The sequence below is a fragment of the Solibacillus sp. FSL K6-1126 genome (assembly GCF_038003445.1).
Taxonomy (GTDB): domain Bacteria; phylum Bacillota; class Bacilli; order Bacillales_A; family Planococcaceae; genus Solibacillus; species Solibacillus silvestris.
The window spans coordinates 3,231,177-3,243,877 of record NZ_JBBOPD010000001.1; the positions used below are offsets into that span (position 1 = coordinate 3,231,177).

Consider the following 12,701-nt stretch of genomic DNA (forward strand, 5'->3'; position numbering starts at 1 on the left):
GCCCCTTTAGGTCAAAGTTAAATGTGTATGCACTTCTACATTCCCTTTTAACGCTTTACTAATCATACAAGTTTCCTCTGCCTTATATGCATAGCGCTCCGCTATACGACGGGCACGTTCATCTTCCTTATTTTGCAAGTCAATGTCGACATAGTGATGGATCGCTTTATAAGTAAAAACACCATTTGTCACATCAACAAGCCCTTCTGATTTCAAATTCAGCTTTGCATCAATTTGGCTTCGTTCAAGCATTGCCGCCAGTGTAATTAAGTAACAGGTTGCTGCAGCACCGAGCAGCATTTCATCCGGATTTGTCCCAATACCAGGTCCATCCATTTCAGGCGGAATCGAAATTTGCGTCTGCAATCGTTCGGTTTTTAAGTCACCAACCGAATTTCGTCCCCCTGGCCAGTCAATCGTTAATGTAAAAGTATGTACCGTCATTACTATTCACTCTTTTCAATTTTCTTTAACTATAACATTTTTCCCTTAGGATGTTCAGCTAATGAAAACAGCCGACTAACAGAAAGCTCCTGTTAATCGGCTGATGTTTACCATACGTTTTGTTTATATTTTTTATAGTAGTTAACCTGACGGATGAACATGTAGATTTTACGTTTAAAATGCTTGTCCTGTTTATAGAACAACGGATTCACAATTTTCTTTTCCAGAATCAATCGGCGAATATCCTTTTTCACCGCTTCATCGTAAACGAATTTTTTTAATACAATTTTCGGCACGACTGAAAACAGCACATCCCCTTTTAAATACGAGCATGGTTTCGGAATATCGTAAATTAGATCTTCAACAAAGTTGCGCGCCAAATTATGACCCATTGCATTAATATAATAACTTGAACGGCCTTGTCGAATATTTACTTCAAACACTTTAAACTTCCCGTCACGCTCATCATATTTTAAATCAAAGTTTCCGTAGCCACGATAGCCGACCGCTTCCAAAAAGCCGCGCAGTTTCGTCATTACTTCTTCGTTATAACGGGAAATAAGCGCCGTGTAATTGCCAATCGCCGTTTTCGTATGTTCCTGAAGGACAACTTGTGCAAACGATACGAGCTGTGTTTCGCCTTTTAAATTGACATAAACAACCGAATCCCACATTGCTGTATCGTCACCGGGAATATAATCCTGAATAATGAGTTCTTCCTGGTAGCCGCTGTTTTTAATCATATCGATCACTTGTTGGACTTCTTCTTTGTTTTCTACTTTGAAAACTTTCGCCTGTCCTTCAAATGGATGACGGCTATACTCAATCCCGTTACTCGGTTTAATAATAACCGGATACATCATCTCGGTTTCGAATTGACCATCATTTTTGCAATCATAAAATACCGTCGTCGGAATATCGATTCCATATTGTTCGCAAAGTTTATAGAAATTGGATTTAATCTGTAAGTCATTCATTAACGTTTCGTCGATATAGTTAAACACAAAGTAATCTCTTAAAATCGCGCTGTTTTCAATAATTAAACGGACGTATAAATCATTTGTGCCGATTAGAATCAGTTTTTCTGCTTCTTTTTCATATTTTTTCGCTACGCTAATTAAAATTTTGGCAAACTGGTCTGGTTCACCAAGTTTTTTGTCATACTCAATTGCACGTGGAATATTACTTAAGTTCGTAAAAGGTAAAACACCTTTCCCTACTACAATCGGACGGATCTTATATTCTTCATGGAAAGATATCGCCATGTTGTATGCATTAATATCAGTACCGACAATAATCGGTAAAAATGGTTGTCGAGTCATTACTATACTTCCTCTCAATCTGTTCAACGGTATTCTTATTTGATTTATCACTTATTTATCATACAATACTCTATCGATTTATGCTGTATTTTGTAAATGGTTTTTATTATTTCCCGAATATTTTAATGAAACTTCTCCTCGTTTAAAACGTACGTATTAAGTAAGAGGTGATCGGGATGAATGCTCAATTACAATTATTCTTCACAAACATTGATAAAATCGTTTTATATTTTGGGGCAGATGCAAAATATTTTTATATTGACCTTGCACTAAAACTGACTGTCCGCAATATTGTATTTAACTATGAGGATTATGAAAGCGTGCGTCAACAAATTAAAAACAATACAAAATGGTATAACTTTGCTCGCGTTAATACTCAGATTATTAATACATATTATGTTCATTATGCAAATGAACCTGAAAAAATCGGTGAGGTTATAAATCTCCATAAATTATTGACGAAGCAGTTTAGCCGCCATGAAGACAGCTATATAGCGGCTGCCTATTTAAACTCGGAAGAACATATCGAGCGAATCGGTCTGTTAATTACAGATTTAATGGACAAACAAAGCGTAAAATATGCGCCTTTAAAACTTTCCACTAGTACGATGCTTGCCGGGCGTGTGGAAGATACTAAAGTATTGGCAAATAGTGTGGAAAAGTATTATCAGGCGCTTGTGTCTATCGGATATGAACGAACAAAGGACACGACAAATACAGCTGTCATTTTAACAATCGGAACAGGGGATTTTCATAATGAAACCTTTGCCCGATTAAAAGAGCTGACGACTTTTATTAGAAAAACAGAAAAAAAACTTACACCGTACCATTACAATACGATTGCCCTGCTCTCGCTTGCGAAGTTCGAAGTGCACCAATTCCCGGCACTACATGATATGCATGAAGAAATTTGCCGCTTTTTAAAGGTGGATCGAAGCCAGTTTAACTCATTGCTGGTAGCCACTCAAATTTACACATCGACTGAATCTATCGGTGACTTACCCTCATATGATGTAGATTTCTCCACAATTATTTTCTCTGCTGCAGAGCATTCAAATTCTGGTCGTTATGAAAGCGACCTTCCTGCTGGCGGTGCTGACTGAAAGAAAAATAAAAAAACTGTGCTGAACCGGAAGAGACTCCATTCAGCACAGTTTTATTAATTTTGTTTACGTTCTTTTGCATATTCAGCAGCTGCCGTAAATACGATGTCCGTTGAAGAATTCAATGCTGTTTCACAAGAATCCTGGACTACACCGATGATAAAACCAATTGCCACGACTTGCATCGCAATATCATCTGAAATCCCAAATAGGCTACATGCTAACGGAATCAGTAATAGCGACCCGCCTGCAACACCGGAAGCACCAGCAGCCGATACTGCAGCCATTACCATTAAGATGACCGCAGTCAGGAAATCAACTTCGATACCTAATGTATGAGCAGCTGCCATTGTCAGTACGGAAATTGTAATCGCAGCCCCGCCCATATTTATTGTTGCACCTAAAGGTATCGATACAGCATATGTATCTTTATTTAATTTCAGCTTCTCTGCCAATGCCATATTGACTGGAATATTAGCCGCTGAACTACGTGTGAAAAAGGCTGTAATTCCGCTCTCTTTTATAGATGTAAAAATAAGCGGATACGGATTTCTGCGTGCTACTGTATATACAATAAGTGGATTTACAACGAGCGCTACAAAGAACATTGTTCCTACTAAGATCAGAATTAGACGAGCATATTCCCCTAATGCTGAAAGGCCTGTCGTTGAAATCGCTTCAAATACTATTCCTAAAATACCGAATGGCGCTAAGTTAATAATCCATTGCACAACTTTTGTAATCGCATCCGAAAAATTCGCCATAACACTTTTTGTTGAATCATTCGCAGCTTTTAAAGCAATCCCTAAAACAACTGCCCAAGCTAAAATGCCGAGATAATTTGCGTTCATAATTGCACTTACCGGGTTTGTCACGATATTGAATAATAATGTTTCAAACACTTCTAGTATCCCGCTAGGCGGAGCCACATCCTGTGCTTCTGTTTTTAATGTTAATACTGTCGGGAAAATAAAGCTTGCAATGACGGCAACAAATCCTGCCGCGAATGTCGCAACTCCGTATAAAGCTAGAATCATTTTCATATTTGTTGCTTTGCCGCCAGCATGTGAAGCAATCGCATTAATAACAAGCACGAACACCAAAATCGGTGCAACTGCTTTTAAGGCTGAAACGAATAGAGTTCCTAGAATGGTAATACCACTCACCGCTTCCGGTATCGTCAGTGCTAAAATAACACCAATAATTATACCAATAATAATACGGTTTACTAAGTTAATGCTGTTCCATTTTTCGAACAATCTTTTCATAATTTCCCCCGCTATTCTAAGATGTTACATTGCTTCTGGATGTTTGAGAACGAGTAAGTGATTGGATCTGATCAATGCACTACAAAATTCTCCGGCTGAAGCTACTTTTCTATATAACACTTCAAAATTTAATAATTTACTATAGACCAATAATACAATGTGCGACTAAATAACACAACTGTATTTTTCCACAGTACAATGTTAAGAAGTAACTTTAAACTGCTTCAGAATTTTTTTGGATTATTTTATAAAATATTGAAGCTAAAACTTGCTGGAATAACATCCCGAAAACGACCGGCATCGCTACTTTTGACGGAAAATATGTGGTAGCGATAACGACCCCTACCGCAATATTCCGCATTCCTCCATTAAAAACAAATGTCGCCTGATCAGCCTCTGATTTCCATAACAGCCGACCAAGTACAAGGGAGAATACATAGCCAGAAACTGCCAAAAACAGGACAACAGCAATAACTTTCGCAAGCTCCAAGTCAATCGTTTTTACATAAGGTGCAATTACACTACTATTAATCATAATAATGCCGAATAAACAGAGCTTTGAAACTAAAGACATTGGTTTTCCATATTGTTCGAATAACTTCCCTTTCGTCCATTCGTTTACAAGGATACCCAATATAGACGGTAAAACAATCATCCAAATAAGATCAAAAATAAGTGCTGATGTATTTAGTGATATCGATTCCCCGACAACTAAATGCAAAATTAATGGCATAAGGATCGGAGCAAGCAGAGTATCAATCAATATAATGGCGAGAGATAAAGGCAAGTTTCCTTTACTGATCGTCACCCAAATGACGCTCGTAACCCCTGTTGGTACGGCAACGGATATTAGAAATCCAATCGTTAATAAGCGGTCATCGAATATGAGTTCCGCCAGAAAGAACGCCCATAAAGGCATGAGAATATGTAGAAAAGCGATGACAAATAAAATCGTTTTAGGGTATTGTTTAAACACTTTTATATCGCGAAATTTTAGATTCAAGCTGCTGATGAATGTCATCACGGCAAATAATACCGGGACTAGAAAAAGAAAATGTGTTCCGATTTTTTCGAGCAGCACACCGATGACTAAACTGAGGGGTGTTAATACCGGCATCCACTTTTGAATAAATTGATTGAGCAATTGAACCATGCATTGTGCCTCTTTTCTTGAATTTATATTCCTTACCGAATTGTATCATAAGCGGATTACGTCCGGACCAGAATGAAATTCAACCATCAATTTAGTAAAGCAACCGTTTAAATAGATAAGTTTGCAAAGATTATGGTATTTTTATGATAGGTATTTAAGGAGGTTATTGCATTGTCATTATCTAAAAAGGGCTATCTTGTCTTGTTTGTCGGGATACTTTTATTAATCAGTTCTATCTTTTTCACAACTAACTGGAGCATTACTTCATGGCTTGTTTTATTTATCGTCAGTCTGCTATTTTGTACAGTCGGAATCATTATGTTAATTGTACATTTAGTTAAACAAATAAAGTTGGAAAAGCAGAATAAGTAAAACAAATGAAAAATGAGCAACCGTATTGTTGGTTGCTCATTTTTATTTTTCTTCCTTTACGGATAGGATGTTAACGGCTTCTTCAAATTGAATACGTACTGTTTTTCTCGCACGTACGGATGATTTTGCTTTCACTTGAACTTGTTTTTTTTCGCCATTATGCTCAATTTCCACTAAAAAGCATTTTGCACCACATTGCATTTTCAACAGCTCCTTGCTTTAATTATAGTGACATTTGCCCTTATAATCTATTAGCTCAACTTTCGATAATACTAAAAAAAGCCGCAAATAATTAACAATATGTCCATCATTTACGACCTTTTCTTATCCCGCATTAACGGACCGTGGGGATGAAAAATACCCCAACCAATTGGAGTTTCACTTTATGTTGAGGGAACGATAATTTCCCCATCGTCTTCATCTTCAATTTCTCCAACAATTTCTGACAATATATCTTCCATTGTCACAAGACCGATTGTGACACCTTTTTCATCTGTAACAATCGCCATATGGTTGCGCGATTGCTGCATTTTTAAAAACACGTCTTTTATCGCTACTGTTTCCTTATAACGGGGAATCTCACGAATATACGTACTGAAATTATTCTTCCGTCCCGCAGCTATATCTGTCAGCATTTCCTTCGAGTTAATGAAACCGATAAAGGCTGCTGTATTTTTACTGCGATCAATGACCGGATAACGCGTAAATTCGTACTCGTCAATAACAGCAAGAATTTGCTCTAATGTATACGTTTTTTCGATTGTAATTATTTCATTGCGCGGAATCATTACTTCCCGTAATTTCCGTGTATCAAAAGCAAAGATATTTTCTAGATAGGCAAGCTCTGTCTGGTTGATTTCTCCCCCTTCATAACTTTGCGTCACAATCATTTTAAGCTCTTCTTCCGAGTAAACTGTATCGTGACCAGCCGGTTTGACACCAAAGATTTTGAGCAGCCCACGAGCAGAACCGTTTAATATCGAGATAATCGGTCCTGTAATTTTACCGAACCAATAAAGTGGCGGTGCCAATAATAGTGTCATTTTTTCTGCATATTGGATAGCCAATGTCTTTGGCATTAATTCGCCAAGTACTACGTGTAAAAAAGTAACAACCGATAATGCAATAACATAAGAAAGGGCTGTTGCAACCGCCGCTGGAATGCTGAAGTAGTCAAAAACAGGCTCAAGCATTTTCTCTACGGTCGGTTCCCCGAGTGCACCAAGAATTAACGCTGTAATCGTAATTCCAAGCTGACAGGCTGACAAATAATAATCCAAATCCTGTGTTACCTTTTTTGCCGTGACGGCTTTTTTATTGCCCTCTGCGATCAGCTGATCGATTCGTGACATACGTACTTTTAAAATTGAGAATTCTGCTCCAACGAAAAAGGCTGTTAACAAAATAAATACTGCAATTAAAATTAAATTTATCATTATAATACTGTCCAATTAATTCCCCCGAAATATGAGGGATTCACCTCCAAGACATATAAAGTATCGATCATTTACTGCTGAAGTTTATATTGTCTTAATACAACTTCTTTAATTTGATAATTGTCCATATCCGAAATGACCCAAATATGGTCGTCGAATTTAATTTCATCACCGATTTGAAGCTCTTCACCGTTTTTGATTGAATCGATGTTCGTATGCTGAATCCAGCCGCCAATTGTATCTATCTCTTCACTGTCCTCAAACTCAAAACCGAAGCGATCTTCCAGTTCATCGAGCAGTACACGACCATTAATCGTATATTCGTTTTCTCCTGACTTACGGATATCATCTACTTCATCCTCGTCAAATTCATCCCGAATCTCTCCAACCAGCTCTTCCAAAACGTCTTCCATCGTTAATACTCCGGCTGTACCGCCATATTCATCGATAATGACCGTCATATGCACTTTCGCCTTTTGCATTTTTAATAGTGCATCTTGGATACTAGTCACACCTAAAACAAATGGTACTTTTGTTAAAAACTGCTCGAGCTGTACTGTTCGATTTGAAACGATATAGCTAAGAAGCTTGTTTGCATTAATCACACCAATAATGCGGTCTTTATCATTATTTTCAACAATCGGATAACGTGTATAGTTATGTTCATCTAAAATTTGGATAATCTCTTCGGCGCTCATATCTTTGTCGATTGTAACTAAGTCTGTTCGAGGCACCATAATATCTTTTGCAACACGCTCATCAAAAGCAAATACATTTTCTAAATATTTCAGTTCTTGTTGGTCAATTTGTCCACCCTGGAAACTCTGTGCCATAATAATTTTCAGTTCTTCTTCAGAATAGGCCTGCTCTTCACTTGCTGATTTAACACCAACTGCACGTAATAGTAACCGAGATGTTCCATTTAATGCCTGAATAAACGGATACATAATTTTACCGAACCAATAAAGTGGTCCTGCAAGCATTAAAGTTACTTTCTCGGAAAACTGAATCGCTAACGTTTTTGGCGCCATTTCGCCAATTACTACGTGCAAATAACTTACAATAGCTAGTGCAATTACATAAGAAGCAGCCGAAGCTACAACATCCGAAACATTTAACCAGTCAAATACAGGATATAGCAGTTCTTTTACATACGGCTTCGTAAACGCTCCTAAACCGATTGCTGTAATGGTAATACCAAGCTGACAGGCAGATAAATAATAATCTAGGTCTCCTGCTACTTTTTTTGCAATGACTGCTTTCTTATTGCCTTCCAAAATCAATTGGTCAATACGGGATTTACGAATTTTAACAACAGCAAATTCAGCTGCAACAAAAAATCCAGTTAAACCTAAAAAAATAATTAATAAAATGATGTTTAATATGGTGTTTACGTCCAATTACTTCCCTCAGCGTGAGGGATTCACCTCCAAAAATAATTTAATAGTAATTCGGTCTTTCTGATATGTACCCAACTATCCTATTGAACATGCTAACTATAATGGTGAAGTTACTAATTCTTATAGAAGAATTATTGCCCTCAAAACCATCACGTTATAGTTTATAAAAATTATATAGTTTTTTTTATCAAATCACAATAAATTGTGCCCAATAAATATAGAACTATAAAAAAAAGCTTTCGACTTTGAATAATCAAAGCTGAAAACTTTTAATAAATTTATTCTACATCCATTGAAGATTTTAAAATTTCGCCGTTATATAATTGAACTTTTTCATATTCGTCTTTCTCCACTTGGAGAACGAATGTATGAGGGACGCCTTCATCTTCACATTTTTGTCCCACATTGTCGATTAATTGAACTGCCAAGTAATTACCGTGTTTGTAAACATTATCGACTGAAGTACCACAGCTACCCGAGTAAGTAACTATAAATACGGCCATATATTTATCCATATCAAGCGTGAAATTGTCTACATCAAAGCGAGCTTGCAAGGATTCAAACTGTCCTTGCGTATTTGCATAAGCAATATGCGGTACGAGCGTCTCGTAAATCGGTGCAATTTTTTCATCATACTTAATAATTTCAAATGGTACTGCCTGTTTTTCGGTAAATTTAACTTCTGTATTTTCTCCATTACTACAACCTGCCAACAACAATAAGATTATAGCGAACAAATATTTTTTCATCATAAATTCCCTTCTCTTTTACATCTTCATAGTGAATTTTAGTTTACTTTCAAACAATTTTCAAATCTTCAACCTTACTTTAAATAATTGTCCATTTGTTAACACTTCCCCCTAATTCAATTTGCAATAAAACATATTAATGGAACTAAATTTCTGGGCGAAAATTATGAACACTACGGTATTTTGACTCGTATTAGGCGAATTCCTATTGGCGTTTATCCACATTTACATACATTACAAAGAATACTTAAGAAAGAAGGTATGCTTGTTGTATCAAAATCCGTTTGAACGCTTTGATGAGAGCCCTGCAGGACAACCATTTCAACAACAGTTTTTCCCAGCCCCACCCGGCCAAGGCCCGGGAGGTTTCCCAGGAGGACCAGGTGGGTTCCCTGGTGGCCCAGGATTCCCTGGTGGAGCACCGGGATTCCCAGGTGGTGGTCCAGGTGGCTTCCCTGGCAGTCCTGGTGGAGGTCCTGGCGGTAATACCCCAATGCCAATGGGTCCGCCCCCTACTTTTACTCCCCAAATGCAACAACTATCCGCTAGCCAGTCACAGCAAGGTTCCAGTGGTATAAGACGTTGTATTTATCGTAATACGTTCATTTGGCAACGAAACGGAAATAGTTTCTGGTTTTTCCCGACTTTTGTTACGAGCAATATCATTTTAGGCTTTAGATGGGGACGTTTCGGTTGGGTATACAGTTCAGTAAACCGTAACTCAATCCTGACTTTCCAATGTTTCTAGGCTAAAGGTAAATACAAAAGCTCTTATGCGGTAGTATTCATACTACGTCATAAGAGCTTTTACTTATTGTTGGGCTGCTTCTTTTGCAGTTTGATTTTCATGTAATTTTCTCATTGCAAAGCTTGCCATTGAAGCCGTCTGTTTGACCAACAAATTTAGGCATAATTTTACCTACTAGAGGACCCGCTACTAAACGTACAAGCAATACGACGATAATCCACATAATAGGTAAAATTTTTAACGTACTAAAATAGACTTCCTTAGTAAAACCTCGCTCAATTCCCATAATGAGCGGGTTTGCTAAATATTTTAAATCTATATGCAACAGAAAAAGCAATGACAACGATATATGCCATTGCTTCGCTAACCGATTAAATAAATAACACGTTACAGCTTCAGTTCCTGCGGTTCGCCATCATTCATTAATTTGATTGTGATTGGATCGAATTGAAGTGTCACCATATCCCCGTCTTCTGAAGTAAAAATGTCTTTAAAGAAGTTTGTAATTTTCAGCTTTAATGTATCATCTTTTACTTCGCTTAGTTTTGCTGTAATTTCTAAATATGGGGCATCAAGATCTTCCTTAGTATAGCCCAGTAAAATATGAGTGTAGGGATTTTCATTTAAATCGTACACTTTTTGGGAATCCTCTGTTGTTGTCGCATATAGTGTGAAGTCTTCATTTGTAAATGTCATGTAACGAACATAAGGGTGCCGTCCGTTTAATGTAGCCATTGTTCCAATTTTATGATCTTTAATAATTGAAAGTACTTTTTCCTTTAATGTTTCCATTACGATGCCTCCCTTAGTATAGTTGAATTTCTTCCTGGTTTTTTCCGTTTTTATTCATAATTCTCATTCTTGTCGGCGTAACTTGAATGAGCACAAAGTTTCCGTCCGCATGCTCTGAATATTTTACAAGCAGCTGCTGCTTCACAACATCATTTAATGTTGTCGCTGCATTGCCTTCGATTTCTAAAAATGTTTCAAGTATGCCATCGCTTTCATAGCCTAATAAAATATGGGTACCGCCATATTCCTTAATTTCACGGACGACATCGGAATCTTCCTTTGCCACGGTATACAGTTTTGATTCAACATAGTGAAATGTCATGTAGCGCGAATTAGGCACACCGTTATTATTTGTGGCCATAACGCCAATACTGTTTTCATTTAAAATTTGTAATGCAATTTCTTTATTACTCATATTTTCACTCCTCCGGTAAATTAAGTTCCATTATTCGTGAGATGAGAAGCACGTCCAACTTGATAGAAGCCATTTTGCAAAATTGCTGATGTGCTGATGCTTTTATAATTCCCCTAATAAATTTAAATAAAACAACTTTCTTCATATTCAACGCAGCTTATAGTCCTCTCGCTTTTCCTCGTTTTAAAAATGACCACGTAAAAACTCATTTATTTTAATTACTAATCTGTAAAAAATTATAAGATATAGGGATATTTGTTTGAATATTAAAAAATTTGTAGATAAAATGAAATTGGAATAGATATCCTTTATTCTGCATGATAAAGAAAAACTATATGTAAGGAGGACATTGGATGAAAAGATTTACTTGGCTTTCTCTTATTCTCACAACTCTTTTATTAGTTTTGGCTGCGTGTAGCGACGCCGAAGAGACGACAAATGAGTCAACGCAAGGCGATAGCGGCACGACAGAAGGTACAACAGAAGAAAATGCTTCCGGCAAGCTCGTCATTTACACAGGGCGTGATGAAAACATGGTACAGGGTGTTATTGAAAAATTTAATGAGCGTTACCCGGATATTGAAGTGGAATATATGACAATGGGTGCCCAGCAAATTTTAGAGCGTGTCCGTGGTGAAAAAGCCAATCCACAAGGGGATTTTTGGTGGGGTGGTACACAAGCTGCGATGATGGTTGCCGCAAATGAAGATTTACTTTTACAGTGGGATCCTTCATTTATCGATGCTATTGACCCTCTTCATAAAGATGAACAAAATCGATGGGTCGGTGAAATGCTATTACCTGAAGTCATTATGATTAATAGTGATGTCATGTCACCAGAAGAAGGACCTCAGGATTGGGACGATTTACTTGATCCGAAGTGGAAAGATGAGATTTTAATTCGCGGTGTCCTTGCTTCAGGAACGATGCGGACAATTTATTCTTCTATGATTTTCCGTCAAGGTGCTGATGATCCGTCAAAAGGCTATGAATGGTTGAAGCAACTGGATGCGAACACGAAAGAATATACGCAGGATCCTAATGCATTGTATTTGAAACTGGCACGTCAAGAAGGTTCGATTTCATTATGGAACTTGCAGGATATTTTACTGAAAAAACATACAACGGATTACACGTTTGACTTTATTTATCCGGAAAGTGGTGCACCGATTTTAGTCGATGCAGTCGGTATTGTAAACAATGCGAAAAACGAAGAAAATGCGAAATTATTTATGGAATTCCTGTTCGATCAGGAGACAATGATTGAGCTTTCAAAAGAGTATTACCAAATTCCAACACGTACTGATATTGCAGCGGATGCTATGCCGGACTGGTATAAAGAGCTGGATTTGAAATCTTTGGAGATCGATTGGCAAGTTATGGCCGATAAAGAAGCGGAATGGATGGAGTATTGGGATACAAACATTAAAGGTAAAGGTAAATAGTAGTTATAGACTGACCTCTGAATTAAGAGGTCTTTCTTTTCATAATTTGTCGGT

Annotated in this window: 15 protein-coding genes; 4 read left to right on the forward strand and 11 right to left on the reverse strand. The window is 37.3% G+C overall.

The genetic code is table 11. The features are described 5' to 3' along the window. Positions 1–6 precede the first annotated feature (6 nt). Positions 7–444, reverse strand: coding sequence for an SACOL1771 family peroxiredoxin (locus tag MHH44_RS16150; RefSeq protein ID WP_008405990.1), 438 nt, complete (start codon positions 442–444; stop codon positions 7–9). Between the two features lie 107 nt (positions 445–551). After that, positions 552–1,766: a carboxylate--amine ligase gene (locus MHH44_RS16155; protein WP_340799024.1), complete on the reverse strand. Its 1,215-nt coding sequence runs from the start codon at positions 1,764–1,766 to the stop codon at positions 552–554. A 176-nt stretch (positions 1,767–1,942) separates the two neighbouring features. Here MHH44_RS16155 and MHH44_RS16160 point away from each other — a divergent pair, with 176 nt between their 5' ends. Beyond that, positions 1,943–2,869, forward strand: coding sequence for a DUF4003 family protein (locus MHH44_RS16160; protein WP_065216915.1), 927 nt, complete (start codon positions 1,943–1,945; stop codon positions 2,867–2,869). 56 nt (positions 2,870–2,925) lie between these two features. Here the strand turns inward: MHH44_RS16160 and sstT are convergent, their stop codons facing one another. Together sstT and MHH44_RS16170 are read right to left on the reverse strand one after the other, a co-directional pair. Then, positions 2,926–4,137 carry a serine/threonine transporter SstT gene (gene sstT, locus MHH44_RS16165; RefSeq protein WP_065216914.1) on the reverse strand — a complete coding sequence of 404 codons (1,212 nt, stop codon included), beginning with the start codon at positions 4,135–4,137 and terminating at the stop codon, positions 2,926–2,928. A 214-nt stretch (positions 4,138–4,351) separates the two neighbouring features. Beyond that, a complete protein-coding gene (locus MHH44_RS16170) occupies positions 4,352–5,290 on the reverse strand; it encodes a bile acid:sodium symporter family protein (protein WP_065216913.1) in 939 nt (312 codons plus the stop codon). A 171-nt stretch (positions 5,291–5,461) separates the two neighbouring features. On the opposite strand from MHH44_RS16170, the gene MHH44_RS16175 reads away from it, so the two are divergent. Further along, the gene (locus MHH44_RS16175) at positions 5,462–5,662 is read left to right on the forward strand and encodes a hypothetical protein (RefSeq protein ID WP_008405995.1); all 201 of its coding nucleotides are present in this window, start codon (positions 5,462–5,464) and stop codon (positions 5,660–5,662) included. Positions 5,663–5,704: 42 nt separating this feature from the next. On the opposite strand, the gene MHH44_RS16180 is transcribed toward MHH44_RS16175, so the two are convergent. From MHH44_RS16180 to MHH44_RS16195, 4 genes are all read right to left on the reverse strand, one after another. Beyond that, on the reverse strand, positions 5,705–5,863 hold the full coding sequence (locus tag MHH44_RS16180) for a hypothetical protein (RefSeq protein ID WP_008406002.1): 159 nt from the start codon (positions 5,861–5,863) through the stop codon (positions 5,705–5,707). Between the two features lie 182 nt (positions 5,864–6,045). Next, positions 6,046–7,113 carry a hemolysin family protein gene (locus MHH44_RS16185; RefSeq protein ID WP_039966902.1) on the reverse strand — a complete coding sequence of 356 codons (1,068 nt, stop codon included), beginning with the start codon at positions 7,111–7,113 and terminating at the stop codon, positions 6,046–6,048. A gap of 56 nt (positions 7,114–7,169) precedes the next feature. Further along, positions 7,170–8,498, reverse strand: coding sequence for a hemolysin family protein (locus MHH44_RS16190; protein ID WP_008406006.1), 1,329 nt, complete (start codon positions 8,496–8,498; stop codon positions 7,170–7,172). 278 nt (positions 8,499–8,776) lie between these two features. Continuing rightward, positions 8,777–9,250 carry a Fe-S oxidoreductase gene (locus MHH44_RS16195; RefSeq protein ID WP_008406007.1) on the reverse strand — a complete coding sequence of 158 codons (474 nt, stop codon included), beginning with the start codon at positions 9,248–9,250 and terminating at the stop codon, positions 8,777–8,779. 265 nt (positions 9,251–9,515) lie between these two features. On the opposite strand from MHH44_RS16195, the gene MHH44_RS16200 reads away from it, so the two are divergent. Next, entirely contained in the window at positions 9,516–9,995 is a 480-nt protein-coding gene (locus tag MHH44_RS16200; protein WP_008406009.1) for a hypothetical protein, read from the forward strand. A gap of 97 nt (positions 9,996–10,092) precedes the next feature. Here MHH44_RS16200 and MHH44_RS16205 read toward each other — a convergent pair whose 3' ends face one another. Genes MHH44_RS16205 through MHH44_RS16215 form a run of 3 tightly spaced genes read right to left on the reverse strand, consistent with a single transcriptional unit; the run spans position 10,093 to position 11,202 of the window. Continuing rightward, a complete protein-coding gene (locus MHH44_RS16205) occupies positions 10,093–10,338 on the reverse strand; it encodes a hypothetical protein (protein WP_340799025.1) in 246 nt (81 codons plus the stop codon). Positions 10,339–10,382: 44 nt separating this feature from the next. Beyond that, positions 10,383–10,787, reverse strand: coding sequence for a pyridoxamine 5'-phosphate oxidase family protein (locus tag MHH44_RS16210; protein WP_340799026.1), 405 nt, complete (start codon positions 10,785–10,787; stop codon positions 10,383–10,385). A 13-nt stretch (positions 10,788–10,800) separates the two neighbouring features. Continuing rightward, positions 10,801–11,202: a pyridoxamine 5'-phosphate oxidase family protein gene (locus tag MHH44_RS16215; RefSeq protein WP_340799027.1), complete on the reverse strand. Its 402-nt coding sequence runs from the start codon at positions 11,200–11,202 to the stop codon at positions 10,801–10,803. A gap of 353 nt (positions 11,203–11,555) precedes the next feature. Here MHH44_RS16215 and MHH44_RS16220 point away from each other — a divergent pair, with 353 nt between their 5' ends. Beyond that, positions 11,556–12,647, forward strand: a complete 1,092-nt coding sequence (locus tag MHH44_RS16220) for an extracellular solute-binding protein (RefSeq protein WP_008406017.1) — start codon at positions 11,556–11,558, stop codon at positions 12,645–12,647. Positions 12,648–12,701 lie beyond the last annotated feature (54 nt).

What these genes read in the sequence shown, in the direction of transcription:
- MHH44_RS16210 (WP_340799026.1), bottom strand. Translation starts at nt 10,787, where the DNA reads ATGGAAACATTAAAGGAAAAAGTACTTTCAATTATTAAAGATCATAAA.
- MHH44_RS16170 (WP_065216913.1), bottom strand. Translation starts at nt 5,290, where the DNA reads ATGGTTCAATTGCTCAATCAATTTATTCAAAAGTGGATGCCGGTATTA.
- MHH44_RS16195 (WP_008406007.1), bottom strand. Translation starts at nt 9,250, where the DNA reads ATGATGAAAAAATATTTGTTCGCTATAATCTTATTGTTGTTGGCAGGT.
- sstT (WP_065216914.1), bottom strand. Translation starts at nt 4,137, where the DNA reads ATGAAAAGATTGTTCGAAAAATGGAACAGCATTAACTTAGTAAACCGT.
- MHH44_RS16150 (WP_008405990.1), bottom strand. Translation starts at nt 444, where the DNA reads ATGACGGTACATACTTTTACATTAACGATTGACTGGCCAGGGGGACGA.
- MHH44_RS16155 (WP_340799024.1), bottom strand. Translation starts at nt 1,766, where the DNA reads ATGACTCGACAACCATTTTTACCGATTATTGTCGGTACTGATATTAAT.
- MHH44_RS16215 (WP_340799027.1), bottom strand. Translation starts at nt 11,202, where the DNA reads ATGAGTAATAAAGAAATTGCATTACAAATTTTAAATGAAAACAGTATT.
- MHH44_RS16160 (WP_065216915.1), top strand. Translation starts at nt 1,943, where the DNA reads ATGAATGCTCAATTACAATTATTCTTCACAAACATTGATAAAATCGTT.
- MHH44_RS16180 (WP_008406002.1), bottom strand. Translation starts at nt 5,863, where the DNA reads ATGCAATGTGGTGCAAAATGCTTTTTAGTGGAAATTGAGCATAATGGC.
- MHH44_RS16220 (WP_008406017.1), top strand. Translation starts at nt 11,556, where the DNA reads ATGAAAAGATTTACTTGGCTTTCTCTTATTCTCACAACTCTTTTATTA.